We start from the raw sequence: 22,784 nt of genomic DNA, 5'->3' as shown, positions 1-22,784 counted from the left end.
TTTTCGCGATGCGGTAAGGTAGGCACTCAGCACGGTTGAGTACCCAGCCGTTGAAGACGAGCACGGTTCGTGCGTTGCTTCCCGTGCCGTTTCCCGGTTTCGAACGAAACCGTTTCGAACCAGACCGTTCGAACGAACCGTTTCGAGCAATCCGTCAGGAGTTTCGATGAACGAGTTTTCGAGAACTACAGATGAGCGTACGGACAGTCCCCCCACATTCACCACGACGTGTGCGGAAAACATTCAATCGCTCGTGGTCAGCGGCGAGATCGACGTCCGGTCCCGAGCCGATTTCGCTGCCTGCGTCGACGACCTGATCGGTGAGCGTCACCCGTTCGTACTCGACTGCTCGGACGTCCAGTTCATCTCCGTCGGAGGTCTTTCCATCATCGAGACTCTGTCGGCCAAGGCACGAAGGCTCGGCGTTCCTTGGACGCTCGTCGCAGCGCACCCCGTCAGGCGCCCGCTGTCTCTTCTGAAGATGGACGCAGACATCGTGTTCACCGACTCGACAGCCGAGGCGGTCACATACCTGTCCTCGACCACCGTGCTGGACGAGACCCTGGCGGAGCCGATGTCGGCGTGAGTACCGATCTCGAAAAGCTCTCCGAATTCGTCGTCGTCGCAAACCGACTACCCGTCGATCTCGAAACCGACGAGGACGGTGGCAAGAACTGGAAGCGAAGTCCGGGTGGACTCGTCACTGCTCTCGAACCCATCCTGCGACAGCGAGACGGCGCTTGGGTCGGCTGGCCGGGGGTCGCGGACGAGAAGGTAGATCCCATAGTGGTTGACGGCCTTCGTCTGTTTCCCGTCGAGCTGACCTCTCAGGACCTCGCCGAGTACTACGAGGGGTTCTCCAACGACACGCTGTGGCCGCTCTACCACGACGTTCTGGTGGCACCGACGTTCGAACGGTCGTGGTGGCACACGTACGTCGCGGTCAACCAGCGGTTCGCCGAGGAAACCGCCCGTTGCGCCGCGGACGGAGCCACCGTCTGGGTGCAGGACTATCAATTGCAACTCGTGCCGGCAATGCTGCGCGAACTGCGCCCGGACCTGACGATCGGGTTCTTCCTTCACATTCCGTTTCCTCCGGTCGAGCTCTTCATGCAGCTTCCGTGGCGCAAGGAGATCGTCAAGGGAATGCTGGGCGCCGATCTGATCGGCTTCCACTTGCCTGGTGGCGCAAACAATTTCCTGTTTTTGGCCCGAAAACTACTCGGACTCAAGACAACGACCGCGGGCGTCGGTGTTCGAAGTGCGCTCGGGCATGTGGATTTCGACTCTCGCGTCGTCAAGGTGGGGGCATTTCCCATCTCCGTCGATTCGGCCGAGCTGGAGCGCCAGTCGAAGAGCGAATCGGTCCTGCGCCGCGCACGCGAATTGAAGGAAGAGCTCGGAAATCCCGAAAAAATCCTGCTGGGAGTCGACCGCCTGGACTACACCAAGGGCATCGACCTGCGACTGCAAGCCCTCAAGGAACTCCTCGACGAGGGCCGCTTGGATCCGGAGAAGTACACGATGGTGCAGCTCGCCACGCCCAGTCGCGAACGCGTGCAACACTATATCGACCTTCGCAGTGTCATCGAGGAACAGGTGGGCCGCATCAACGGCGACCACAGTCAGATCGGCCGCCCCGTAGTTCACTACCTGTATCAGCCGGTCGACCGCGAAGAACTGATCGCACTGTTCGTCGCCGCCGACGTCATGCTCGTGACGCCGATGCGTGACGGGATGAATCTGGTGGCCAAGGAGTACGTGGCCTGCCGAGGCGACCTCGGAGGCGCTCTCGTTCTCAGCGAGTTCACCGGTGCTGCAATGGAATTACGACAGTCATACCTGGTCAACCCGCACGATTTGGACGGCGTGAAGAATACAATCCTGACCGCAGTTCATCAGGATCCGAAAGAGGGCCGTCGCCGTATGGCTGCGCTGCATCGCCAGGTCATGACGCATGATGTGCATCAGTGGGCCGAGTCGTTCCTGACTGCACTTTCGCCGCCCGAACCGCGCCCGGACAATCAGTTCGTCACGGAGCGCGAGTCTGACTTTGCACGCAACAACTGACCCCGTGGGCTTGCGTCAAGGGTGAGCGGAGACTCGAGCTAGGATTGGTTTCAGTTCATCGTCAAGCAGCGGCTGCGAACTGATCTCCTCAACATAGCCGTGCAATGCTGCATCGGCCCAGAAAGACAGGCCGACCATGCCCCTCACGGTGAAGTACTCCGAAACCTACAACGACGCTCTCATCGCGCTCGCTGCTGCTACTCATCGGCCGGCCAATGTGGTGAACCTGTTCGGCGAGTACGCCATTCGTGTCGATCTCGAATACAACCGTTATCTTCTGGCGACCAATACCGCGGCCGGACTCTCCGATCGACCCGACAACGGAGAATCGTGGCTGGTGCGGTTCTTCCAATCCGAAAACACCGACACACCGGATCGCCTCCTCGCGGAAGCGTCGCATCAATGGTTGGTCGATGCTTTGGACGCCGCGCTCGAACAGATCGAAGCGGCAGGCAACAAGATCTCCGCCGACGCGGACTTCGGCGACCCTACCCGCACCGAAACTCCATCCTGAACGGCATCGTATGGAGCAACGCTACTAGTCAACCTCGGCGGTCAACTGGCTGATTCGAGCCGCTAAGACTGCATTTTCGGCCTCCAGGGACAGAATCAGACGGATACCGACCAGATTGACTCCGTCGTCGATCAGCGCGGTGATTCGTCCGAGCGTATCCAGGTCGGCCTCGCTGTAACGGCGCGTACCGCCATCCGTGCGGGTTGGTGTGAGCAGGCCCCTTCGCTCGTAAAGGCGCAGCGTCTGAGGTCCTACCCCGGACAGTTCTGACATCACTGAGATCCCGTATACGCCGCGCAGCGCCCGGGTCTGGGATTCCGACGTCACTGGAACCTCCTAGTTCGGTGTCGGCTGTCTCAATCGGCGTCATCCGACCTTAGCATCATCACGCAGTGAATCTGACGCCCAGGACATAGATTCAAGCGTGTCCAGGGCCACTCATGACAAAAATCGTCGAGCCAAGAAGGCATGTAATGGCAGATCAAAGCCGATTTCGGCAAGATCGCACAGGGAGCTTCCCTTAGCCGTCGAATCGAAGTAGCCTTGCCAATTATCTACATCGGCTGATATAGATTTTGTAGCACTTGAAAGCGCCATAACCGGCACTCGAAGGTGTAGAACACCCAGACGTCGGAGTCGGTGGTTCAGCCGACTCCCTCACGGCACACTCTTCACCGGGAGCAAGATGACGACGATCGACATCCCGCCCACACAGGGCGAGAGCACCACCGGCATCGGAATCACTGTTGCAAGCGCGACTTTGACAACCGAAGAGGTCAAGCGCCGAATCGCGATGATGTACGGCGACCCGGTGACAGAGGAGCCAGTAGCACTCGCGCACTGAACCTGACCGACACGCGATCCGATTGACGATGGCGCGAGACCGCCCCGTTCGCGGGCGATCCCCATCAAGACGAGAGGAAAACATATGTCCGAGTTCACCGTACCGGGACTGAGCAGCGCAGACGGTTCGTCCGTCGCCGATATTCTGCAGGAACGCCTCAGCGCCTACAACGACCTTCATCTGACGCTCAAGCACGTCCACTGGAACGTCGTCGGACCCAACTTCATTGGCGTGCACGAGATGATCGACCCACAGGTGGAGCTGGTTCGCGGCTACGCCGATGATGTGGCGGAACGTATCGCGGCACTGGGCAACTCCCCCAAGGGCACAGCGGGAGCGATCGAGCGCGATCGGACTTGGGACGACTACTCCGTCGGCCGCGACGACGCTCGCGCCCATCTGGCTGCGCTCGACCTCGTCTACACCGGGGTCATCACCGACAGCCGCACTGCAATCGACAACGTCGGCAAGATCGATCCGATCACAGAAGACATGCTGATCGGCCAAACGGCACAGTTGGAGAAGTTCCAGTGGTTCGTTCGTGCGCACCTCGAGAACTCCGGCGGCAGCCTCGTACACGAAGGCGCGTCCACCGAGCAGGATGCCGCAAACGAGGCGCGTCAGAACTGACGCTCCGTCCGCGATTTCGGCCGATCGGGGGTCGGCCGAAATCGCGATCCCCACAACAGGAAAGGGCAAGAGCATGTCTGCGGACTCGCGCGGCACGTCGGCACAAACGCGTCGCGAGTATCAGATGTTCGTGTTGCAACAGCGTTTGTTGTTCGGATCGATCGTGGCAGGCACCGCCCTTGGAGTTCTCGCGATCAATTACTTCTGAAATATCAGGGGCCGCAGCCGTCGAAGACAGGACAGAAACGACACAATCATGAGTTCGAGCACTCTCCGCTCGATCGTTCGAAGCGATCGATTTGCGGCAAGCACTTCTTCTCTTCTGCTCGTGGACAGCGATTTCCGTATCCAGGGCGCAAACGACGAATACCTTGCCGTGTCCGGCCGCAGCCTCGATCAGTTGCACGGAGTGGAAGTGTTCGAAGCCTTCCCCGACAATCCCGACGACTCGTTTGCCGACGGAATCTTCTCGTTGACAGCGTCATTCGAGCGCACGATGCACTCCAGAACTCGGGACGCACTGCCGACTCAGCGTTACGACGTGCGCGATGAGCGAGGTAGTGGGCTGTTTGTCACGCGCTATTGGAATACGGTGAATTCCGCCGTCACCGATGATGACGGCAGGGTGATCGGAGTGCTTCATCGTGTGTACGAGGTTCAACGACCCCAGGCTCAGCAGTCCAGTTCAGCGTCAGACGTCCTCACCCGCCTTCGCGCGGAAAACGACGAACTGAGAAGAGCTTTGGATTCTCGGCCCGTGATCGAGCAGGCCAAGGGATTACTGATGGCCGAGCGCGAGTGCTCGGCCGACCAAGCCTTCGACCTTCTGGTCGAGATGTCGCAGGAATGGAACGTCAAGGTGCGCGACATCGCCGGTGGTCTTGTCGCCGCAGCAGAGAGACGTGCCGTCGATCAAAAGAATTCCTGACGACCGGGATTCAAAGGTTGTACGGCTGGGTAATGACCGACCAGAGGTACCCCCGAAATCTTCCCCTCGAGGGAGGAGCCTCGAAGGTCCCGCCGGTTCAGGCCGGCGGGACCGAGCTTTGCCTTAACACCCGACCTGGATCCCCGATCCGAGTCGAGTTCGTCACGCAGCGAAGGGAACGTCCATGTTCATGCGCTCCTACACATCTCCCAGGCCCCTTGCCGACGAGTGGGATTGGCAGCTGTCCGGCACCTGCCGCGACACCGACCCCGCCCTGTTCTACGACGACACGAACGAGCGCGGCTCCAGGCGAGCGAAACGCGAGAGTTCGGCGAAGCTGGTGTGCGCCAGGTGTCCTGTCGTGCAGAGATGCCTCGTGCACGCCATCCAGACCGGGGAACCCCACGGTATCTGGGGCGGCATGACCGCGACCGAACGAGAATCGTTGCGTAAAGGTCGAACTGAACCACTGATCAGTGCCGCTGCGAACTCACCGGAGTAGGTGGCAACCTCAAGGCCTGGCCTCGTGATGTCGTAAACCGTGCGTGCGGCGTCGCTCCTTCATCTCGGCTTCGAAGAGGTGCGGCACTCCGCCGGCCAGCTTGTCACGCACCACCTGTTCGCATTCCCGAAAGAAGGACCAGTAGTTCTCGTCGAACTCCTCGACCAGCTGGAAGGTCCAGCGCCCTTCGACCACGTTCCGGCCCATCAACTCTTTCTCGACCTGATCGGCCAGCTCGTCGTTACCGCTGGATCGCAGTAACTCGACGACCTCGTCGAGCATGAGATCCGCATGTCCGATCAGCTGATGGAAGTCGTACAGAGCGCCGCGCGCCCGCTCCACCGTTTCGAGGGCGTTCGACAACACCCCCGCTGCCTTCACCTCGTCGTCCGTGACGCCTTCCGGTCGTGTGTGTACAGGGATCTGCCTGTCCGCCTGAGTGCCCATGAAATGGACGTACCCGAACGGGTCACAAATGAAAGATGGGAATCGGTACGAGCGCACCACAGGTGATGTGTCTCACAATTCATCCTCTAGTTCGGGTAAAGAGGATTACTTCGCCGGGCGAAGGGTAATCGAAGGCCATGAATACTTCCGGGGTAGAGATGGCTGGCACGCATGGCCGGTACCGTTCCTTGCCTCGGTCCGCCGGAATTACGCCACATCTACCTACAGGAAGCCCCTTGATTCCTCTGTCGAGTCCGACCGAAGCCGAACTTACTCACGACTCCATTGCCTCGCTCCGCGTCCGAGCGTCGTACTCCCAACTGCCGACTCTGCGCGGAATCACCCGCACGGTTGCCAACAACACCGGATTGGACGTCGACGGGACAGCCGACCTTGCTCTGGCGATGGACGAAGTCGCGAGCATCCTCATCGGCCATGCGATACCGTCCAGCGACTTGACCTGCCGATTCGAGACCTACGGTCGCACTCTTCGGATCGTCGTGTCGGTGATCGCGCACTCCGAAATACCCGACAAGTCCCACAGCTTCGGATGGTTCGTTCTCGAAGCACTGGTCGACTCGGTCCGTCTGGAGCAATCGGAAATCGACGCGGACGGTCACATCACCCTGACGATGACGCTTGAAAAGGGCTTGCTCCAGGAGCGTGCGTGACCGCTGTCCCACCGGACGATACTGTCCCACCGGGCAAGGCTGTACCACCGGACAAGAAGGACCAGTACGAACTAGCTGTCGAATTGTTCGTCTCGATGGCTTCGCTTCCACCGGATGATCCGACCCGAGAAAAGATCACCAACTCGATCATCGAACTGTGCCTACCGCTCGCCACCCACGTTGCACGTCGCTACCAGGGGCGCGGCCAACCTTTCGAGGACTTGGAACAAGTTGCGCGCGTGGGGTTGGTACAGGCTGTGCAGCGATTCGACGTAGACAAAGGATCGGATTTCCTGTCGTTCGCAGTCCCCACCGTAATGGGTGAGGTACGCAAGCATTTTCGCGATCACGGCTGGTCCGTACGCGTACCTCGCAGCCTTCAGGAACGACATCTTGCCCTCAACCGGGCGCTCACGTCGTTGTCGCAGACGCTCGGCCGTGCACCGACGGTAGCGGAACTTGCGACGGAGCTCGACATCGAGCCGGACGAGGTCGAACAGGGGTTGACCGCCGGAAATTCGTATCGAACCACACCGCTCGACACCGCGTCAGCCGGCGACGGGAGCGGACTGACTCTGATCGATACTTTGGGACAGTACGACGAAGCGATCAGTCGGATCGACAATCACGAAACCCTGCGACCCGCGCTCCTTGCACTACCGGAGCGCGAGCGCACGATCGTGGTTCTCAGATTCTTCGGTCATCTCACCCAGTCCCAGATTGCCGAAAAGATCGGCATCTCTCAGATGCATGTATCCAGAATCCTCACTCAGACACTGAAGCAGCTGCGCACCGAGATGGGTGAAATCTTCTGAAGTAGGTCCCCAGGATCAGATGTATTCCTGCGCAAGACGTTCCATCTCGTCTCGGTCAATGAGCCCGGGCTGGCCGATGTCGAGAGCCTCGAGATACTTGTTGGCGAGACGGTAATCGTGCCCCCACCGGCCGTGCTCGCCGTCCTGCTCGGTGCGCTGAACACTGGAACCGGGCGGAACCTCGTCCTGCAGACCGTTGGTCTCCGCGCCGATCAGTGTGTCGAGCTTGGTCGAGATGGCCGTGAGTGCATCGCGGTCGTTCATCTGAAATCCCTTCGTCAGGTGGCGCTGATCCCCAACCATACCGAAGTGTCGAGCCAAAAACATTGCACCGCTTAATGTTCGACTACAAGCCTGGACCGATCCAAGCCCTCGAGCTACACTGAGCGATACCGAGGTTGAGAATACAGCCGGGGCTGAAGCCGCTGGCGCTCGGTTCGCATCAGGACTCTGGATTCAGGTCACAACTTCCTGCGTACATCCATTGGGCTCAATGCTTTCCACACCTGGACTCTTCCACTTTCCGTGCCGCCAGGTCGGTCGTCAGCCTTTCGACGAAAAGCACACAGACCGGATCTGCCATGAATCTGAATGAACTCGACCACACAGCGATCGATTTCGTCGATCCCTCAACACAATTGGGTCCGATCGTGGACACACAAGGCTTCGCAGCCTGGCGGATAACGCCCTCGACAGTCCTGATCCAGGTCGACGTCGACCTCGATAAACTGTCCGCCCCAGAACTGAGAGAACTTCTCAACTCGTACGCTGCGGAGTGGTCCCGCGTCATTCTCGACCTGTCCAACTCACTGTTCGTCGGTGCGGTCTGCCTCGAACTGTTCGCCGAACTGAACTCCCGTTCACGAGCGCACGACTTCCACTGGTCCGTCATCGGGTCACACCCGCTTCGACGCTTGCTTCGGGCCGCACGGGCGGAAGAGGAATTTCCGGTCACCAACTCTGTCGAGGGAGCAATGCGCGCGCTCGCCGAAGCAGAAAAGTCACTCGAAGCCTCCTGACGCCAAGCCTGCACCGGCGTCGAGCGCCGCGCGCTCGCAGCGACTAAGGTTCGTCGGGCTGTCCGACGAGCTGAGAGAGACCGAGAATGACAATCGCCAAGCGCCTCGATGCCTTGCAACAGAAGCATCCGGCCCTGGGGTTCCCGATAGCGGTCCTCTACAAGTTCCTCGACGATCAAGGTGTTTATCTCGCCGCGCTGATCGCGTACTACGGCTTCGTCTCACTCTTCCCTCTTCTTCTGTTGCTCTCGACCATTCTCGGCTTCGTGCTCTCTGGCAACCCCGAGCTTCAGCAACAAATCTTGGACTCCGCTCTGCATCAGTTTCCGGTGATCGGTGACGATCTGGGCAATGCGCAACAGATCGGCGGCGGTGTCACAGGGCTGGTGATCGGAATCGTCGGTGGTCTCTACGGTGGCCTCGGTGTCGCTCTGGCTTGCCAGAATGCGATGAACACGGTGTGGTCGGTGCCCCGAAACATGCGACCGGATCCCATCCGCGGGCGTCTTCAAGGGTTACTGCTCCTGGGCACCATCGGTCTCGCGATCTTGGGGACCACCGCTGTCTCCAACATCGGCGGTGCGCTTCATCTGGGCGGTTCGTTCAGCTTCCTGTTGACCCTTGCGGTAGTCGTCTTGAATGCAGGCATCTTCATCGTCGCTTTCCGGCTCACCTGCGCCCGCCCGCTCTCGGTAGCCGATGTGGCGCCTGGAGCGATCGCCGCTGCTGTTCTCTGGCAAGCACTTCAGTCCTTCGGTGCCCTCTACGTGACCTCCGTGGTGCGGGGTGCCTCCACCACCAATGGCGTCTTTGCCATCGTTCTGGGTTTGTTGGCCTTCTTGTTCCTCGCTGCCGCCTCGATCGTCATGTGCGCGGAAATCAACGTCGTGCGAGTCGACAAACTCCATCCGCGGGCGTTGTTGGCTCCGTTCACCGACAACACCGAACTCATCGAAGGCGATCGGCGTACCTTCGCCGATCAAGCAAAAGCCCAACGCGCGGTTCCCCACGAGAACATCCATGTGACGTTCGACGGGCACACCAAACCCGACGATTCGGACTGATCTCGACCCCGATCGAGTTGGGTATTTGGTCCCCTCCTGGGTATCAGGGTGGCATTCTGCGCCGCGAATCCAGATTTAACACAGGTGTTGTCATTTCGCGCTACATCGAAGCGACGAATACATCACAGCAGGTAAACGTGCATAGTTGAACAATCACCTGCTTCCGACGGGGTCCAGGAACGGGACAAACCCGTCAAATACTGCAACTCGCCATGCATGTAATTGGAGACAGAAAAAGAAGAGCATGGCAGGATCAGGTGTGAGACCGGACTCTCGATGGGAGGGCTCGGCTCGATGGATCCAGGAGAATTTGGTTATGGCTCAGGGCAGTGTCAAGTGGTTCAACGGTGAAAAGGGCTTCGGATTCATCGAGCAGGAAGGTGGCGGACCGGATGTGTTCGTTCACTACTCGGAGATCCAGGGCAGCGGCTACAAGTCCCTCGACGAGGGCCAGAAGGTCGAGTTCGAGATCGGACAGGGCCAGAAGGGCCCCCAGGCTCAGAACGTTCGCGCCATCTGAGTTCGATCCCAGTCTGACTTCAGACTGAAAAGGCTGGACGCTGCACCGCACGGTGCCGGCATCCAGCCTTTTCTTGGTTTCAGGGCCGTCTTGGTTTACGGGTCCGGCTCGTTCCGAGTTGGCCCCGGTTACGTCGCTCGCGCCCGCTTCTTCTTGTGGGAGCTGTCGCAGAACGGCGCGATGCCGGTCCGCCCGCATCGACACAAAGCAACCGTAGAGCGCTTGTTCTCTATCGGAGTGCCGTCGTCACGGAGCAACTCGAAGTCACCACGCACCAGCAGCGGGCCGTCCGAGCAGGCGGTTATGGTGGTGTTGTTACCGGCAACACTCGGTGTTTCGGCAGATGACGATTCGGGAAACGCGGTCATATGTCCTCTTCACTTCTCGATTCGGCCACTGGCGTGCCCACTTCCATGCCTGTTCCACAGGCTCGCGGCCCATTGAGCGCCACTCTCGTTTCCATTCTGCGCTCCTCGGCCGATCCGAGGGAGCTTACGGCTGCCGCTGACGCGTACGAGGTTGCACGGTCCATCGACCCCACCTACGACATTCTTCGAGACGACGACGCTCAGTTGACTCTGACGCTCCTCTACGAGCTTCATTTGCAGGGAATCGAGAACGTCTCGGACGCGTGGGAGTGGAATCTGGACCTGCTCGCGGCGAGGTCGCGTCTCGAGACGCATTTCGAGGCCGCCATCGTGGAACTCGTGGGAAAGGTTCCGTCGTCCGGTGACGTCGTAGCCGATTTGTGGGCGATGACGGCTCCCAGTGCAGGCCCCGGTCTGGCGTCCTTTATGGCGAAGGACGCCACAATCGATCAGATCGCGGAGGTGCTGATTCACCGTTCGCTCAATCAGCTGCGTGAAGCGGATGTGCACACCCTTGGAATTTCGCGCCTCTCCGGTGCCGTCAAAGCAGCCCTCGTCGAAGTGCAGAGCGACGAGTACGGAGGGGGCAGCGCAGAGCGAATGCATTCGCGTCTTTTTGCCGACACCATGCGGGCTGTCGGCCTTTCGGACCGCTACGGCCACTACATCGATGCTGTTCCCGCGGTAACCTTGGCGTCGTTGAATGCTCTCTCGCTCTTCGGCTTTCATCGCCGACATCTCGGAGCGCTGGTCGGGCACCTGTGCGCCGTCGAGACCACGTCGGCGCTGCCGAGCAAACGGTACAGTGCCGGCTTGCGCCGACTCGGATTCGGTTCGGACGCGACACTGTTCTACGACGAGCACGTGGAAGCGGATTCCGTTCACGAACAGATCGCCGTTCGGGAACTTGCCGGCGGTCTTGCTTCTTCGCAGCCGCACCGCACTGATGACATCTTGTTCGGCGCTGCAACGTGCCTCGCGTTCGACGACCTTCTCGGCGATCACCTCACATCGAGTTGGGAGAAGGGCGAGACTTCGTTGCGCGAATGATCACGAGTTGTTCGATTTCCTGACCGGTGGTGATCAACCCTCGTGCCTCGAGCATGGTGCGCCTCTCGCGCATCACGGGCCCGAAGGGAATGTACTTCCGGGCCGAGATCTCCACGGCCATACCGTGTTCCTCGAGTATCGCCTCGGTCTTGTCGACCCCACACAGTACCGACTGCAGAAGAAGTAGTGTGCCGCCGGGGACGAGTACTTCGTGAACGGTGGCCGCGATCCTGTCGATGAGGGCGCGTCCGTCCTTGCCTGCGTCCCAAGCCCGTTCGATTCCAGCGGTAGGTAGATCGTCTGCCAGTGCAGGGACGTACGGCGGGTTGGAGATCACCAGATCGAAGAGTTCGCCGTGTACCGCCTCGGTGAGGTCGCCGCGACGGGAATCGATCAAGGTTCCGTTGAGGATTCCGTTGAGACGAGCATTGGCGCACGCTCGGCGAGATATGTCGACCGCGACGACGTGGCCTGCACCAGCCGCCGATGCCGCGACGGCGAGGGCGCCGGTCCCCGTGCACAGATCCAGGACCCGGCTGCGAGCGGTGAGGTGCTCGAACAGCAGCGCATCCGCCAGTAACGACGTGTCGTGTTGCGGTCGATACACACCAGGTAGACGCAGGATCATCATCGGCTCCTCTTTTTCAGGCGACATCGCACATCGCTGCGTGCGGCTACCCAGGAACCTCGGATTTCATGCGAACTTCGCAGCATCGACTGCCCGGAACGGTTACATCGTCGCAGTTTGCGGAGTAGACCTGAGTCATGACAGGCAATGCGGACGCTCCTCAGGTAGCCGCGGCGTTTGCTTCCGCGGCAGATTCGCTCGACACACTCGCCGAAGCGATTGCCGGACTCCGGTCCAATCTGAACACGGACGAGCATCTCGACTCCATGCTCCAACGTCTGGCCGAGACCGCGGTCAAAGCACTGCCTGACGCCGATGCTGTCAGCGTGACGGTCTTGTCCGCCGATGGCCCACGAACTGCTGCGTCCACCGCGGACTACCTTTCCGAGATAGATGACGCCCAGCACTCCGCTGATCGTGGTCCGTGCGTTGACGCCGCGCGCACGGTGTCCTCGGTTCGGGCAAAGGTGGGTGATCACGTCGACGAATGGCCGGAATTCACCGACGAAGCCCGCAAACAAGGCGTCCGGTCCTACTTGTCCGTGCCGATCACCATGGGCGAAGGGAACACCGAACTGCTCGGCGCTTTCAACGTCTACGGATTCGCCTCGACAGAGTTCAAGGCCTTCGACGAAGAGTTGATGAAATTGTTCACCGCCGGTGCGGGCGCGGCGATCGCAGATTCACGACGCTGGCGTCAAGCACACGAGCACATCGAACAGTTGCACTGCGCCATGGAATCTCGGGCCGAGATCGAACAAGCCAAAGGTGTCCTGATCGCCGTCCACGGCATCGACGCCGAGGAAGCATTCAGCCGTCTTGTGCAGCAATCGCAGAACACCAACGTGAAACTGCACGAGGTTGCCCGGATGCTCATCGATTCGGTGCGCCACCGCCGGTTCTGAAGATTCTTCGGTGCAAAACCCCGTTTTGCACCCGAAAGCACAGTCGCAAAACCCCGTCTTGTACCCCGAAGTCACAGTTCCCAAACGCATCCAGAGATGTTTCACCGAAACAGTTTTCGACCTGCGTGACTGCTGGCGGTCGAGCGGCGGCACTCGTCCGAAATGTGGTTATCTGTTGAGAACCGGGACGAAAGAAGACCCGACCGTACCAGGGTGAGGAAAGGATCGTCACTGTGCCAATCGACCAGGTTCTTGTCGTAGTTCCCGCCCACAACGAAGCCGAAGACCTCCCCAATTGCCTTCGCGCACTCGCAACAGCGGCGTCGGCTTGCGTTGTTCCCGTCCGACTGGTTGCCGTCCTCGACAACTGTTCGGACGGGACCGCCGGGGTCATCCCCGACGGGGTCGAAGTACTCCGCGTCGAGCACCAGAACGTCGGACGTTCGCGAGCGACGGGCTTTTCCGAGTTCGGCCGAGGGTTGGGAGCTTCGGCGTGGTTCACCACCACCGATGCAGATTCGATGGTCGGCCCCACCTGGATTGCGCGCCAATTGGAGTATGCGCGTACTGCGGACGTCGTCGCGGGAACCGTACGCATCGCGGATTGGGAAGGCCATCCACACTCCGTTCGCGAACGATACGAACGTATGTACCACGCACATCCATATGGTCGACACGGTCACGTCCACGGGGCCAACCTCGGTGTCCGCGCGGATATGTACTGGAGCGTCGGAGGATTCTCCGATCTCGAAGAAGACGAGGACGTCGATCTCGTCCGGCGGTTGAGCGAGGCTGGTGCCTGTATCGCGTGGGCAGAAGACATTGCGGTCACCACGTCTGCGCGTCTCGACGGCCGAACTCCGGGCGGCTTTGCCGGACATATCCGTAACCTGGGTTGTACGACCGCCGATAACGAAGAAGCGGAGCTGGCACGATGAAACGACTACACACACTCCTGGACGCAGGTGGACTGTACTTGCCGCTTCCCGGCGGCGGCGCGACAGCCGCGCGGTGGACCTCCCTGGCAGAGCTCACGCGCGAGAATGTGGTTCTCGGGCGGATGGCTGAGGCTCACACCGATGCCGTCGCGATACTCACCGAACTCGACGGGCCGGATCCCGAACCCGGGCAGCTGTGGGGAGTGTGGGCGGCCGAGCCACCCGAACCGGTGGTGAATGCCTCTGAGCACGTAGGGATCTGGACGCTCACCGGCCGCAAATTGTGGTGTTCTGGTGCCAACACCTGCACGCATGCACTGATCACCGCCTTGGTCGACGGAGTACCCTCACTCTTCGCAGTTGAGCTCGGACTACCTGGGGTGCATCCCGTTCCCGATTCGTGGAAGGCCGTCGGTATGGCCGAAAGCGACTCCAGCGCGGTCGACTTCGACATGGTTCCGGCGATACCGGTCGGGACGGCAGGCGACTACCTGAGCAGGCCGGGGTTCTGGCACGGCGCGATAGGCGTGGCTGCATGTTGGTACGGCGGTGCCTGCGGCGTTGCAGATCCGTTGTACGACAAGGCTGCAAGCAGCGACGATCCCTACCTACTCGCCCACCTCGGCGCGGTCGATGCGGCGCTGGCCGCAGCGCGCAACGCGCTCGCAGTCGCGGCGGCGGAGATCGACGCCGATCCTTTCGACGAAAATGCCGAGGCCATGCAGCGGGCACTCCGTGTGCGGGCAATTGTCGAGCGCGCCGCCACCGAGACCCTGGATCGGGTGGGACGCGCTCTCGGCGCCGCACCGCTCTGCATGGACGCCGAGCATGCCGCGCGGGTAGCCGACCTCACCGTCTACTTGCGGCAGAGCCACGCCGAGAAGGATCTCGCCGAACTGGGCCGGATTGCGGCCAAGGGGAAACGGCCGTGGTGAACTCGAAACTGTTCGCGCAGAAGCCTGTCGACGATGGCGGCACTCCCGAATCGACATGGCAGGAGTGGGGACGCAGCTTTCCGGAACTGGATCTCACCGGGTGCTCGCGATTGATCGTCGTCGCTCCCCATCCCGACGACGAAATACTCGGACTGGGTGGAACTGCTCTTCTCGCAACGCTTTCCGGCATCGACGTTCACGTGGTGTCTGTCACCGACGGTGGAGCCTCACATCCCGATTCACCAACAGTGACTCAGCCTGAGATGGAACATCTCAGGCGGTCCGAGTCGGATCGAGCAGCGCGTGTACTCGGAATTCCCGCACCGGTTCGATTGAGCCTTCCAGACGGGAAGATCAGGGAGAACCGACAGGAGTTGACCGACCGTCTCAGCTCGATTCTCGGTGATTCCTCGACGGGTACCTGGTGCGCCTCGACATGGCGCGGGGACGGCCACCCCGACCATGAAGCCACCGGGGAGGCAGCGGCGAAGGCCTGCGCGGACACTGGATCACGATTGATCGAGTACCCCATCTGGGCGTGGCATTGGGCTGAGCCGGATCATGCAGCAGTCCCGTGGGAAAGGGCCAGAAGAGTGGCCTTGCCCTCCGACGTTCAGGCTGCAAAATCCGCTGCTGCCAATGAGTTCACTTCACAGATCGCCCCGCTTTCCGACCATCCCGCGGATGCCCCCATCCTCCCCCGACATGCGATGGAACGACTACTGCGACCGTACGAAACGGTGTTCGTATGACCGATCGTGAGCTTCCCGCGGACTACTTCGCCAAGATGTATGCGGCGCAATCCGATCCGTGGGACTTCGAATCCCGGTGGTACGAGCAGCGAAAGTACGCGCTCAGCGCCGCGATGCTCCCCAAACCTCGATACCGTCGCGCATTCGAACCGGGATGCTCGATCGGGGTTCTCACCGAGAAGTTGGCAGAGCGCTGCGACAGCGTTCTCGCCACCGACATCGTCCCGGCCGCACTCGAGAGCGCCCGTGCGCGGCTTACCGGACGTGATGCCGAATTTCGTCTGTGGGCGTTGGGTGACGACTGGCCCGACGAGACCTTCGACCTCGTCGTCATCAGCGAGGTCGGCTACTACCTGACCTTCGAAAAGCTGATCGAGGCAATGCTGCACGTCGTCGAGCATCTCGAGCCTGGTGGAACGCTGCTGTGCGCCCATTGGCGTCACGTCGTACCGGAGTATCCGCAGAACGGTGACGCCGTTCATTCGGCTGTGCGCCAGACACCGGGGTTGGCGCAGTTCGCGTCGTACCAGGACGAGGACGTGCTGATCGATGTCTTCGTGAAGGGTCCGCCGTCACCACCATCGGTAGCGCGTTCCGAAGGTCTGATCTAGAAGACCTGTGCGCGGTTGAGGAGTGTGGGGACTCCTCAACCGCGCACAGGGGTCAGTCTCGCTTCTCCAACGCGAGGTCCGTATCCGAGTGCAGTTCACCGACTTCGGTCTTGAGGATCCGCATCGACCTGCCAAGGCCGCGGGCCGCGTCGGGCAGCTTCTTCGAACCGAACAGCACCACGAGCACTACTGCGACGATTGCCCAGTGGGTCGGGCTGAGCGCGCCCATCAGGCGGGTTCCTTGCCATCGGGGTACACCGCGTCGACCTCTACCTCGACGAGCCAACCGGCAACGGGCAGTCCGGCAACCTCGAGGGCGAAGCGGGTGGGCCGAGCGCTGTTGCGCTCGATCGGAGCGATCGGCTCGGCAGTGCCCATCGGCACCAGCTCCGTATCACCGGTGTCGAGATTGGTATTGGCGAAGAACTGGCGGTACGCGCGATTCCATCCTGTGTAGTCGGCCTTGTCCGACCCCGGCGCGTTGTCCAGGAAGACGCGCATCGTCACGACGTCTTCGAGACTCAATCCCTGGGCTTCGAGGTTGTCGCGGATCTTCTTGAGTACGTTGATGCCCTGCGCCTCGGTGACGGTGACCCCGGCAGGCAGAACTCCGCCGGAGAACTGGCCGTCGATGTACGACTCCGGCGAACCTTCCGGCGCCGCCTTGTTTCCTGCCGACGGGCCGATGCCGCTGGTCTTGTAGATCGCGGTGTCGCCGCCGATCGCGACACCCTGAGCGATCATCGGGTTTGCCTGCCCCGCTTCGAGAATCGATTTGGAGACGAACGAACTCGACGTGGTTTCGGCGTCCGCCTCATCGGACGAGCAGGCCGTGGCGAAGCCCAGTAGCGCGGTGGCGGCGAATGCCGCTGCAAGGACCTTGGTGCTGCGAGATTTCATGATGTGACCTCCAGAGAAAGTGATGGAAAACGAAGCACGTCAGGCAGTTTGCGCAACACGCTGATGCAGATGGGTGACGACGTCCTGCGCGGACGTGAAGGCCCCGTGCTGCCAGGCGATGGCGTTGGAGAGGTGATCGCCGGCGAAGTAGATCCGGTCGACGGGTTCGAGCAGCTTGGTGTACTCGGGAGTTGCCATGCCGCCGTGGGAATCTCCCGCGCCGGCCCATGATGCCCAGGCGGATTCCGAATACTTGGTGCGACGCCAGCTTCCGGAGAAGGACGACGAGATGTCGCGAGTGTATTTGTCGCCGTGGATTTCTGCGCCTTCGGCGATGGCCTTTGCCAGCCGCTGACGGTGGGTGAGCGATTCGAAAGCCTGTTGACGCTTACCCGAGCTGTAGTACGCGACCACGACGCCGCGGTCGGAGTTGTAGTGGTCGTAGGGGAACATGATCTGGGAGATGTCGCGGTCGGTGTTCGACGCGCCGCCGTAGATGCGGTCCTCCGTCTCCCACCACCGACGCGAGTATTCGATACCGAGCTTGCCCGACGACGACGGCTTGGCTGCATCCAACGCGAGCAGGATGTCGGAGGGCAGGTTGTTGTTCAGCCGCTTGATCAGGTGCGGTGGGATCGTGCAGATTGCGTAGTCGGCGGTGATCGACTTGGTTTTGCCGTCGACGACGTAGTCGACGGTGACGCCTTCCGGCACGTTCTTCATGCCGCTGACCTCGGCGCCGAACTCGATGTTGTCCATCCCGATCGCGTCCTGGAACTTGTAGTAGATCCGGTCCATGCCGCCGACGGGGGTCATCATCGTCATGGCCTGGTCGTAACCGAACTCGAAGGAGAATGCACGTCCGATGCCGCCCTGGATGACATCGCTCATCCCGAATGGTTCGATCTCGGTTCCGAAGTTGAGGCCGGCGCCCGGCTCGGCGGAGTGTCCTCGACGCGAGGATCCGACGTAGCGGCCGTCGCTGGAGAGATCACCGAAGTCGGTGAGGAAGGACGAGAGTGCTTCTTTGTCTTCCTTGCTCAAGACCTGGTCGAGAGCGCCCTGATTGGTGGCCTTCTGCAGCAGCTCGGACATGTATCCGTAGGTGTCGGCTTTGGCTGCTCGGTAGGTGATCGACTGATTCGCCAGCGGCTTGTTGCCGGTGTAGTTGACGAAGGTGTTCGCATTCTGGTTTCCGAACATCTGCAGTTCGACGCCCAGTTCGCGGCAGTAGTCGATGGTGTTGTGATTTTGCGGAATACGCGTCGCACCGAGGTTGTAGAAGTGCCCCTCGGAGAACGTACAGGTCTGTGTCTCACCGTTCAGGTCGGTTTCTTCGGTGCCGTTGCGGATCGACCACACCCGACCACCCGGCCGGTTGCGCGCTTCGAGGACAGTGACCTTGTATCCGGCCTTCTGCAGTTCGTAGGCGGAGCACAGACCGGACGGTCCACCGCCGAGGATCACGACGGAGTGATTTCCCTTGACCTTTCCGATCAGGTCACCCGCGGCAGGTGCCTGAAATCGCCTCGGCGTCGACGCCACCGCCGGTGCCAGGCCGATGGACGACATAGCACCGAGTGCCAGGCCGGCACCGCCGGTGATTCCCAGACTGCGCATGAAAGATCTACGTGTGTATGGCATTCGAGCTCCCCAGTGTGCTCCCGGTGACCCGGTTGGTTGGTGTTGAACACAGACTTCAGGAGCGTTGGGTCCGGAACTTGACGCGCAGGAAACAGTCAGTGGGGACCGAGTGAGAAACCTGCGAGCATCAGCATCGGGCTCTCTCACCCGAGTGCGATCAGCGGAAGCATGTCCGCAATATCCGCGTTACAGAACCGGACTAGCGTGACGCGACATGTCCGCTCTCACCGAAGCTATCGCGCGGTCCTTCACCACGCGCGAGAAGCAGCCCCCGGCGCGATCACCGCTGCGCGCGTTGGGCCGTCGGCAACTCTCGGGCGCCGAAGTGCTGGCCCAGTCGGTGGCAACCACCGCCCCTGCTGTGTCGATGGTCGTTCTGCCCGTCACCATGCTGACACACGGCCGATTGTTGAGCGGGATGATCACCATCATCGCGGCCACCGTGCTGGTGACGCTCATCGCTTTCTGCGTTTCGCAGTTCACGCGCCGAATGGCAGCATCGGGCGGGCTGCACAGCTTCGTCTTTCGTGGCCTGGGCACCCGGGCAGCATTGACCACCGGCATCGCCATGCTGGTCAAGTACGTCGGCAGCGCGGTGATGACGCTCTATCACGGAGGACAGGCCGCAATCGCATTGCTCGGCTTCGCGGGTGTGCACGTGGACAAGACTTTTCACGTCATCGCGCTCTACCTTGGGATAGCCCTGCTGATTCTCGGTGCCCTAGTTCGAAGTGTCAGATTTGCTGCTCTCGCGATCCTCGTCGTCGAAAGCTGTTCACTTCTGTTCATCGTCGGGCTCATGATTGTGGGCGGTTCCGGAAGTCAACAAGCACAGATCGTTCCGCCTACCTCCGGCCACGGGCTGTTACTCACCGCCCTGGCTGCCGTGTTCGCTCTCGCCGGATTCGAGAGCGCGGCCTTCTTCGGCCCCGAAGCTCGTCGTCCGCTGGTAACCGTCACCCGCACAGTCCTTCTCACCCCGATCATCTGTGGATCGCTCTTCATCTTTGCGGGCTGGGCCGCTTGGTCGGGACGTAGCGACACCCTCGTCAACGCCTATCTCCACGGAACAGCGACGGGTGTGAGTCCAGGTGTCGTCATCGCGCTCAACGTCGGTCTGGGGTGCTCGTGGCTGGCGTCGTCGATGGCGTCGTCCAATGCTGCGTCGCGACTGGTCTACTCGTTCGGCGTCGAACGCCTACTCCCCCGCCGGTTCGCCTCGGTTCACAGCGCATTTCGCACGCCCTACTTCGCGCTGACCGTCGTCGTCTGCACAGTTCTGGTGGGCGGCGGAGCCTTTGCCATCCTTGGACGCGGAGAGATTTTCGACGACGTTCGACTGACGGTTCGCGGTGCCGTCATCGTTGCCTATGCACTGGTGGCGATCGCATCGGTTGTCTTCCTGACGCGTATCGGAGAGCACACTCCCGGCGTTCTCGCAGCCGCGTCGTGTGGAAGTGGTGCCGGTGCGATAGTTCTCGGTTACCTCGTTTACGCCAACACGATCGACCATGCGTACGTTGCACCGATCGCTGTGCTCGTGATCCTGACCTCGGGCACGCTCTGGCAGTTCTACCTGCGACGCCGAAGCCCCAAGAGCCTGCTGCACGTCGGCGCGTTCGACAGTCCCGAAACCGAGGACGTACTACCAGGAGCTGGGGTGTTCGCCACCGACGCAGCCGGAAACATCGTGCTGGTGGGCGAGCCGACTGCCGGCGCCCGCTGATGGTGGGCCGACCACGCGACCTCGGTGGGCACGAACCCCGAGCGGTTCAGCGCGCCCTTGCCCTCCTCGAGTCGGCGGCCAGGCTCGGATCGGGAGCCACCGCCAAGGACATTGCCGCCCTTGCCGACATCCCACCTGCCACTGCGTATCGGTTGCTCAACATCCTTGTCGCCGACGGTTACCTGGTTCGGATCGCCGACCTCTCCGGCTTCGCGCTGGGCCGACGCACCCGTGAATTGGCCGGGGCTGCCGCCGAACCCACCCCCGTCGACAATTCGGTGCTCCTCGAAGAACTCCGCGAACAGCTACGGTTCGGCGTCTACCTCGCGTCGTTTGCAGAGAACAGAATTCGACTGGTCGATCGCGATCCAGACCACGAGCTCAGCGGCGAACGGACGCTGGTCGCAGCCGTTCACGCGTCGGCTATCGGGAAGCTGCTCCTCGCCAGCCGACCCGAATTGGCCGAGGCCCCATTGCGAAAGGTCACCGCACACACCATCACCGACGGCGACCAGTTGGAACTCGAACTCTCTCGGATCCGGCGCGGCGAGCCCGCCCGTGAGGTCGACGAGATCCGTGTCGGACGCTCCGCCGTCGCCGTCCCGATCCACGACGCGGAAAGGTGTGTCGTCGGTGCCTTGGCTGCGATAGGTCCGACCGGCAGACTTTCCGTCGACGACGTAGACCTGGTCGTGCTGTTGCGGGAGTACGCGGAACGCATCGTTGCACCGACGATGTCGAAGGCAAGCTGAAAATCAGAGGCCGAACACACGTTTGGCAAAGCCGAGATGCTCGTCAGCCCAGCCGATGACGCCGAGCGTGGAATCGAGATTCTGCGGCGGAGTGCGCACCAAGGTGTCGCGTCGGACGAGTCGGTCGAAATCGACCTGAGCGCGGTCGAACTGGACCCCGGCCGTGACCATGATGTTCGCCAGTTCTTGCGCCATCACCCCGTACGCGACTGTCGTGGGATGAACGCCGTCGAGCGAGAAGAGGCCGCCCGACGCGCGGCCGCCGCGACCGTCGGCGGAGAGGAACAGCGAGTCCGGCACGGGTTGCAAGTCGGTCAGTGCTTTGGGGAGGGGGTACGGCGTCCACCATGACGGCCGCGCATTGACGTCGGTGACGTAGCGCCGTGAGGCCACGCGCTCGAGCAACCCGGCAATATCGCAGAGGTACCAGTCCTTCCCCACCCGACGGGCATTCGCGACGGCTTGCTCGATTCCGTCGTTGTACACATCGATTGCGGTATCGACGGCCCACGCCTGCGCGCCGGTGATGTGTTGATCGCGCTGTGGGTCGAAGTCTGTGTCGCGCACCCACGGTCGCGCGTAGTACGGGAAATAGCGGGATCCGATTTCGATCTTGCCGCCGAGCCCGTGGGCGATCGGTGCGATGGTCACGTGTGGGACGGTGCAGAGGATGACGTGCTGGGCGTTGATCTTGCGGATCGCGGCCAGCACCTCGGCGTACTCCGACGCGAAGTGCTCGGGCTGCCACACCGTGTATTCGCGCTTGCCGTCCGGGTCACGGAAGTTGTTGCCGCTCCACTCGACTCGGAGTTCGGTGACGGTGCGGAGCGCATTGTTGGCCCCGAGAAAGACGATCAGAGTTTCGATGCCTTCCTTGCCCAGTTCCGCTGCCGCGTCGAACGCCGTCATGCGCTTCTCTGCCTCGGAGCCTCGCGGCAGAACTCTCAGTGCGGCGCGTTCGCCGTTGTTCTCGACGATCTGGCTGATCAGGTCGTCGTGCGGTTCGTGCAGGGCTGCCTCACACCCATGTGCGGTCTTGGTCAGAGCGTCACGAAGATCCCACCCGTAGACCGAAAGGCTGTGATTGATCGCCGAGAACGTCGGCGCTTCGCTGCCCGGCCCACGCTCCCAGTAGTCCTCCACCTGGTCCATGAACTCGCGTGCAGCAAAGAGTGCGAGCGGAACCTCCCAGAGGTCGAGCCGTGGGCCGAAGCGCTCTTCGAGGGTGCGGAGCAGCAGTTCGATGTTGAGTGGGAGCCCGCCCGGACCGCCGTATCGGGGAAAGCGGAACCGATCGAGCCAGCCCAACTGGTGAGCAATGATCGACGGATACGACAGCTCGGTATTGAAGACCGCCCCGCTCTGAAATCCCTGCGACAGCGAGTCGCCGATGACCACCAACCGGTGTGGAGCATCTCCCGCAGGCGGAACTACCGGAATCCCGACTGTGGGATCGAACTGCGGAATCCTGGGTCCTCCGGCGGCTGCGGCCACGACGTCGTCGGGAGTATCGGATGGAAGTTCCACGCCCACTCACCTCCGGAAAGTCCA

Annotated in this window: 30 protein-coding genes; 21 read left to right on the top strand and 9 right to left on the bottom strand. The window is 61.4% G+C overall.

The window, feature by feature from the left end; translation table 11 throughout:
• Positions 1 to 166 precede the first annotated feature (166 nt).
• From AC3WQS_RS25805 to AC3WQS_RS25795, 3 genes are all read left to right on the top strand, one after another.
• A complete protein-coding gene (locus AC3WQS_RS25805; RefSeq protein ID WP_019747460.1) occupies positions 167 to 586 on the top strand; it encodes an STAS domain-containing protein in 420 nt (139 codons plus the stop codon).
• On the top strand, positions 583 to 2,070 hold the full coding sequence (locus AC3WQS_RS25800; protein ID WP_019747461.1) for an alpha,alpha-trehalose-phosphate synthase (UDP-forming): 1,488 nt from the start codon (positions 583 to 585) through the stop codon (positions 2,068 to 2,070). Before AC3WQS_RS25805 ends, AC3WQS_RS25800 begins: the two co-directional genes overlap by 4 nt.
• Positions 2,071 to 2,206: 136 nt before the next feature.
• Positions 2,207 to 2,584 (top strand): hypothetical protein, encoded by a 378-nt coding sequence (locus AC3WQS_RS25795; protein WP_019747463.1) that lies wholly within the window; start codon positions 2,207 to 2,209, stop codon positions 2,582 to 2,584.
• Positions 2,585 to 2,608: 24 nt separating this feature from the next.
• On the opposite strand, the gene AC3WQS_RS25790 is transcribed toward AC3WQS_RS25795, so the two are convergent.
• Positions 2,609 to 2,911, bottom strand: coding sequence for a MerR family transcriptional regulator (locus AC3WQS_RS25790; RefSeq protein WP_492713182.1), 303 nt, complete (start codon positions 2,909 to 2,911; stop codon positions 2,609 to 2,611).
• A 358-nt stretch (positions 2,912 to 3,269) separates the two neighbouring features.
• Here AC3WQS_RS25790 and AC3WQS_RS25785 point away from each other — a divergent pair, with 358 nt between their 5' ends.
• The 5 genes from AC3WQS_RS25785 (at position 3,270) to AC3WQS_RS25765 (ending at position 5,488) form a co-directional block, all read left to right on the top strand.
• Entirely contained in the window at positions 3,270 to 3,428 is a 159-nt protein-coding gene (locus tag AC3WQS_RS25785; protein WP_003943664.1) for a hypothetical protein, read from the top strand.
• 84 nt (positions 3,429 to 3,512) lie between these two features.
• A complete protein-coding gene (locus tag AC3WQS_RS25780) occupies positions 3,513 to 4,058 on the top strand; it encodes a Dps family protein (protein WP_019747464.1) in 546 nt (181 codons plus the stop codon).
• Positions 4,059 to 4,131: 73 nt separating this feature from the next.
• On the top strand, positions 4,132 to 4,266 hold the full coding sequence (locus tag AC3WQS_RS25775) for a hypothetical protein (RefSeq protein WP_020968725.1): 135 nt from the start codon (positions 4,132 to 4,134) through the stop codon (positions 4,264 to 4,266).
• Between the two features lie 48 nt (positions 4,267 to 4,314).
• A complete protein-coding gene (locus tag AC3WQS_RS25770; protein ID WP_020968724.1) occupies positions 4,315 to 4,986 on the top strand; it encodes an ANTAR domain-containing protein in 672 nt (223 codons plus the stop codon).
• A 190-nt stretch (positions 4,987 to 5,176) separates the two neighbouring features.
• Positions 5,177 to 5,488: a WhiB family transcriptional regulator gene (locus AC3WQS_RS25765; RefSeq protein ID WP_037120154.1), complete on the top strand. Its 312-nt coding sequence runs from the start codon at positions 5,177 to 5,179 to the stop codon at positions 5,486 to 5,488.
• A 9-nt stretch (positions 5,489 to 5,497) separates the two neighbouring features.
• Here AC3WQS_RS25765 and AC3WQS_RS25760 read toward each other — a convergent pair whose 3' ends face one another.
• Positions 5,498 to 5,935, bottom strand: coding sequence for a hypothetical protein (locus AC3WQS_RS25760; protein WP_024487397.1), 438 nt, complete (start codon positions 5,933 to 5,935; stop codon positions 5,498 to 5,500).
• A 236-nt stretch (positions 5,936 to 6,171) separates the two neighbouring features.
• On the opposite strand from AC3WQS_RS25760, the gene AC3WQS_RS25755 reads away from it, so the two are divergent.
• A complete protein-coding gene (locus AC3WQS_RS25755) occupies positions 6,172 to 6,606 on the top strand; it encodes an ATP-binding protein (RefSeq protein ID WP_019747468.1) in 435 nt (144 codons plus the stop codon).
• Positions 6,607 to 6,701: 95 nt separating this feature from the next.
• Entirely contained in the window at positions 6,702 to 7,421 is a 720-nt protein-coding gene (locus tag AC3WQS_RS25750) for a SigB/SigF/SigG family RNA polymerase sigma factor (RefSeq protein ID WP_223258034.1), read from the top strand.
• A gap of 15 nt (positions 7,422 to 7,436) precedes the next feature.
• Here the strand turns inward: AC3WQS_RS25750 and AC3WQS_RS25745 are convergent, their stop codons facing one another.
• Complete coding sequence (locus AC3WQS_RS25745) at positions 7,437 to 7,685, bottom strand: hypothetical protein (RefSeq protein WP_020968722.1); 249 nt, start codon at positions 7,683 to 7,685, stop codon at positions 7,437 to 7,439.
• A 317-nt stretch (positions 7,686 to 8,002) separates the two neighbouring features.
• Here AC3WQS_RS25745 and AC3WQS_RS25740 point away from each other — a divergent pair, with 317 nt between their 5' ends.
• The 3 genes from AC3WQS_RS25740 to AC3WQS_RS25730 all read left to right on the top strand — a co-directional run bounded on the left by AC3WQS_RS25740 (position 8,003) and on the right by AC3WQS_RS25730 (position 10,024).
• Positions 8,003 to 8,440, top strand: coding sequence for an STAS domain-containing protein (locus tag AC3WQS_RS25740; RefSeq protein WP_021333860.1), 438 nt, complete (start codon positions 8,003 to 8,005; stop codon positions 8,438 to 8,440).
• An 86-nt stretch (positions 8,441 to 8,526) separates the two neighbouring features.
• Complete coding sequence (locus AC3WQS_RS25735) at positions 8,527 to 9,504, top strand: YihY/virulence factor BrkB family protein (RefSeq protein WP_003943713.1); 978 nt, start codon at positions 8,527 to 8,529, stop codon at positions 9,502 to 9,504.
• Positions 9,505 to 9,820: 316 nt separating this feature from the next.
• The gene (locus AC3WQS_RS25730; protein ID WP_003943666.1) at positions 9,821 to 10,024 is read left to right on the top strand and encodes a cold-shock protein; all 204 of its coding nucleotides are present in this window, start codon (positions 9,821 to 9,823) and stop codon (positions 10,022 to 10,024) included.
• Between the two features lie 128 nt (positions 10,025 to 10,152).
• Here the strand turns inward: AC3WQS_RS25730 and AC3WQS_RS25725 are convergent, their stop codons facing one another.
• The gene (locus tag AC3WQS_RS25725; protein WP_019747472.1) at positions 10,153 to 10,392 is read right to left on the bottom strand and encodes a CDGSH iron-sulfur domain-containing protein; all 240 of its coding nucleotides are present in this window, start codon (positions 10,390 to 10,392) and stop codon (positions 10,153 to 10,155) included.
• Between AC3WQS_RS25725 and AC3WQS_RS25720 the strand changes: the two genes are divergently transcribed.
• On the top strand, positions 10,393 to 11,442 hold the full coding sequence (locus tag AC3WQS_RS25720) for an iron-containing redox enzyme family protein (RefSeq protein WP_308372095.1): 1,050 nt from the start codon (positions 10,393 to 10,395) through the stop codon (positions 11,440 to 11,442). It abuts the gene before it with no gap.
• Here the strand turns inward: AC3WQS_RS25720 and AC3WQS_RS25715 are convergent.
• Complete coding sequence (locus tag AC3WQS_RS25715) at positions 11,399 to 12,097, bottom strand: HemK2/MTQ2 family protein methyltransferase (protein WP_019747474.1); 699 nt, start codon at positions 12,095 to 12,097, stop codon at positions 11,399 to 11,401. The two genes, AC3WQS_RS25720 and AC3WQS_RS25715, sit on opposite strands and share 44 nt — an antisense overlap.
• Before the next feature lie 110 nt (positions 12,098 to 12,207).
• Here AC3WQS_RS25715 and AC3WQS_RS25710 point away from each other — a divergent pair, with 110 nt between their 5' ends.
• The 5 genes from AC3WQS_RS25710 (at position 12,208) to AC3WQS_RS25690 (ending at position 16,211) form a co-directional block, all read left to right on the top strand.
• Positions 12,208 to 12,975, top strand: a complete 768-nt coding sequence (locus tag AC3WQS_RS25710; protein ID WP_308372094.1) for an ANTAR domain-containing protein — start codon at positions 12,208 to 12,210, stop codon at positions 12,973 to 12,975.
• 233 nt (positions 12,976 to 13,208) lie between these two features.
• Complete coding sequence (locus AC3WQS_RS25705) at positions 13,209 to 13,913, top strand: glycosyltransferase family 2 protein (RefSeq protein WP_492713183.1); 705 nt, start codon at positions 13,209 to 13,211, stop codon at positions 13,911 to 13,913.
• Positions 13,910 to 14,848 (top strand): acyl-CoA dehydrogenase family protein, encoded by a 939-nt coding sequence (locus AC3WQS_RS25700; RefSeq protein ID WP_019747477.1) that lies wholly within the window; start codon positions 13,910 to 13,912, stop codon positions 14,846 to 14,848. Before AC3WQS_RS25705 ends, AC3WQS_RS25700 begins: the two co-directional genes overlap by 4 nt.
• On the top strand, positions 14,842 to 15,600 hold the full coding sequence (locus AC3WQS_RS25695) for a PIG-L deacetylase family protein (protein WP_030535919.1): 759 nt from the start codon (positions 14,842 to 14,844) through the stop codon (positions 15,598 to 15,600). The genes AC3WQS_RS25700 and AC3WQS_RS25695 overlap by 7 nt, the downstream gene beginning before the upstream one ends.
• The gene (locus AC3WQS_RS25690) at positions 15,597 to 16,211 is read left to right on the top strand and encodes a class I SAM-dependent methyltransferase (RefSeq protein WP_019747479.1); all 615 of its coding nucleotides are present in this window, start codon (positions 15,597 to 15,599) and stop codon (positions 16,209 to 16,211) included. The genes AC3WQS_RS25695 and AC3WQS_RS25690 overlap by 4 nt, the downstream gene beginning before the upstream one ends.
• Before the next feature lie 52 nt (positions 16,212 to 16,263).
• Here AC3WQS_RS25690 and tatA read toward each other — a convergent pair whose 3' ends face one another.
• From tatA to AC3WQS_RS25675, 3 genes are read right to left on the bottom strand one after another with little or no spacing between them, the layout of a single operon-like run.
• A complete protein-coding gene (gene tatA, locus AC3WQS_RS25685; protein ID WP_019747480.1) occupies positions 16,264 to 16,440 on the bottom strand; it encodes a Sec-independent protein translocase subunit TatA in 177 nt (58 codons plus the stop codon).
• A complete protein-coding gene (locus AC3WQS_RS25680) occupies positions 16,440 to 17,111 on the bottom strand; it encodes a Rid family hydrolase (protein WP_020968713.1) in 672 nt (223 codons plus the stop codon). The genes tatA and AC3WQS_RS25680 overlap by 1 nt, the downstream gene beginning before the upstream one ends.
• 39 nt (positions 17,112 to 17,150) lie before the next feature.
• Complete coding sequence (locus tag AC3WQS_RS25675; protein ID WP_041814722.1) at positions 17,151 to 18,731, bottom strand: flavin monoamine oxidase family protein; 1,581 nt, start codon at positions 18,729 to 18,731, stop codon at positions 17,151 to 17,153.
• A 238-nt stretch (positions 18,732 to 18,969) separates the two neighbouring features.
• On the opposite strand from AC3WQS_RS25675, the gene AC3WQS_RS25670 reads away from it, so the two are divergent.
• Positions 18,970 to 20,481, top strand: a complete 1,512-nt coding sequence (locus AC3WQS_RS25670; RefSeq protein WP_020968712.1) for an APC family permease — start codon at positions 18,970 to 18,972, stop codon at positions 20,479 to 20,481.
• Positions 20,481 to 21,233: an IclR family transcriptional regulator gene (locus AC3WQS_RS25665; protein ID WP_020968711.1), complete on the top strand. Its 753-nt coding sequence runs from the start codon at positions 20,481 to 20,483 to the stop codon at positions 21,231 to 21,233. The genes AC3WQS_RS25670 and AC3WQS_RS25665 overlap by 1 nt, the downstream gene beginning before the upstream one ends.
• A 3-nt stretch (positions 21,234 to 21,236) precedes the next feature.
• On the opposite strand, the gene AC3WQS_RS25660 is transcribed toward AC3WQS_RS25665, so the two are convergent.
• Positions 21,237 to 22,760 (bottom strand): hypothetical protein, encoded by a 1,524-nt coding sequence (locus AC3WQS_RS25660; RefSeq protein WP_020968710.1) that lies wholly within the window; start codon positions 22,758 to 22,760, stop codon positions 21,237 to 21,239.
• Between the last annotated feature and the right edge of the window lie 24 nt (positions 22,761 to 22,784).

The sequence above is a fragment of the Rhodococcus sp. FW305-130 genome (assembly GCF_058788335.1).
This window is presented reverse-complemented; position numbering and strand designations above follow the sequence as displayed.

Bases quoted from the DNA above. Each gene is read 5' to 3' on its own strand.
- AC3WQS_RS25700 (WP_019747477.1), top strand. From the start codon at position 13,910: ATGAAACGACTACACACACTCCTGGACGCAGGTGGACTGTACTTGCCG.
- AC3WQS_RS25785 (WP_003943664.1), top strand. From the start codon at position 3,270: ATGACGACGATCGACATCCCGCCCACACAGGGCGAGAGCACCACCGGC.
- AC3WQS_RS25775 (WP_020968725.1), top strand. From the start codon at position 4,132: ATGTCTGCGGACTCGCGCGGCACGTCGGCACAAACGCGTCGCGAGTAT.
- AC3WQS_RS25745 (WP_020968722.1), bottom strand. From the start codon at position 7,685: ATGAACGACCGCGATGCACTCACGGCCATCTCGACCAAGCTCGACACA.
- AC3WQS_RS25750 (WP_223258034.1), top strand. From the start codon at position 6,702: ATGGCTTCGCTTCCACCGGATGATCCGACCCGAGAAAAGATCACCAAC.
- AC3WQS_RS25710 (WP_308372094.1), top strand. From the start codon at position 12,208: ATGACAGGCAATGCGGACGCTCCTCAGGTAGCCGCGGCGTTTGCTTCC.
- tatA (WP_019747480.1), bottom strand. From the start codon at position 16,440: ATGGGCGCGCTCAGCCCGACCCACTGGGCAATCGTCGCAGTAGTGCTC.
- AC3WQS_RS25725 (WP_019747472.1), bottom strand. From the start codon at position 10,392: ATGACCGCGTTTCCCGAATCGTCATCTGCCGAAACACCGAGTGTTGCC.
- AC3WQS_RS25765 (WP_037120154.1), top strand. From the start codon at position 5,177: ATGCGCTCCTACACATCTCCCAGGCCCCTTGCCGACGAGTGGGATTGG.
- AC3WQS_RS25690 (WP_019747479.1), top strand. From the start codon at position 15,597: ATGACCGATCGTGAGCTTCCCGCGGACTACTTCGCCAAGATGTATGCG.
- AC3WQS_RS25780 (WP_019747464.1), top strand. From the start codon at position 3,513: ATGTCCGAGTTCACCGTACCGGGACTGAGCAGCGCAGACGGTTCGTCC.
- AC3WQS_RS25675 (WP_041814722.1), bottom strand. From the start codon at position 18,731: ATGCGCAGTCTGGGAATCACCGGCGGTGCCGGCCTGGCACTCGGTGCT.
- AC3WQS_RS25770 (WP_020968724.1), top strand. From the start codon at position 4,315: ATGAGTTCGAGCACTCTCCGCTCGATCGTTCGAAGCGATCGATTTGCG.
- AC3WQS_RS25670 (WP_020968712.1), top strand. From the start codon at position 18,970: ATGTCCGCTCTCACCGAAGCTATCGCGCGGTCCTTCACCACGCGCGAG.
- AC3WQS_RS25795 (WP_019747463.1), top strand. From the start codon at position 2,207: ATGCCCCTCACGGTGAAGTACTCCGAAACCTACAACGACGCTCTCATC.
- AC3WQS_RS25740 (WP_021333860.1), top strand. From the start codon at position 8,003: ATGAATCTGAATGAACTCGACCACACAGCGATCGATTTCGTCGATCCC.
- AC3WQS_RS25730 (WP_003943666.1), top strand. From the start codon at position 9,821: ATGGCTCAGGGCAGTGTCAAGTGGTTCAACGGTGAAAAGGGCTTCGGA.
- AC3WQS_RS25720 (WP_308372095.1), top strand. From the start codon at position 10,393: ATGTCCTCTTCACTTCTCGATTCGGCCACTGGCGTGCCCACTTCCATG.
- AC3WQS_RS25715 (WP_019747474.1), bottom strand. From the start codon at position 12,097: ATGTCGCCTGAAAAAGAGGAGCCGATGATGATCCTGCGTCTACCTGGT.
- AC3WQS_RS25760 (WP_024487397.1), bottom strand. From the start codon at position 5,935: ATGGGCACTCAGGCGGACAGGCAGATCCCTGTACACACACGACCGGAA.
- AC3WQS_RS25805 (WP_019747460.1), top strand. From the start codon at position 167: ATGAACGAGTTTTCGAGAACTACAGATGAGCGTACGGACAGTCCCCCC.
- AC3WQS_RS25735 (WP_003943713.1), top strand. From the start codon at position 8,527: ATGACAATCGCCAAGCGCCTCGATGCCTTGCAACAGAAGCATCCGGCC.
- AC3WQS_RS25665 (WP_020968711.1), top strand. From the start codon at position 20,481: ATGGTGGGCCGACCACGCGACCTCGGTGGGCACGAACCCCGAGCGGTT.
- AC3WQS_RS25680 (WP_020968713.1), bottom strand. From the start codon at position 17,111: ATGAAATCTCGCAGCACCAAGGTCCTTGCAGCGGCATTCGCCGCCACC.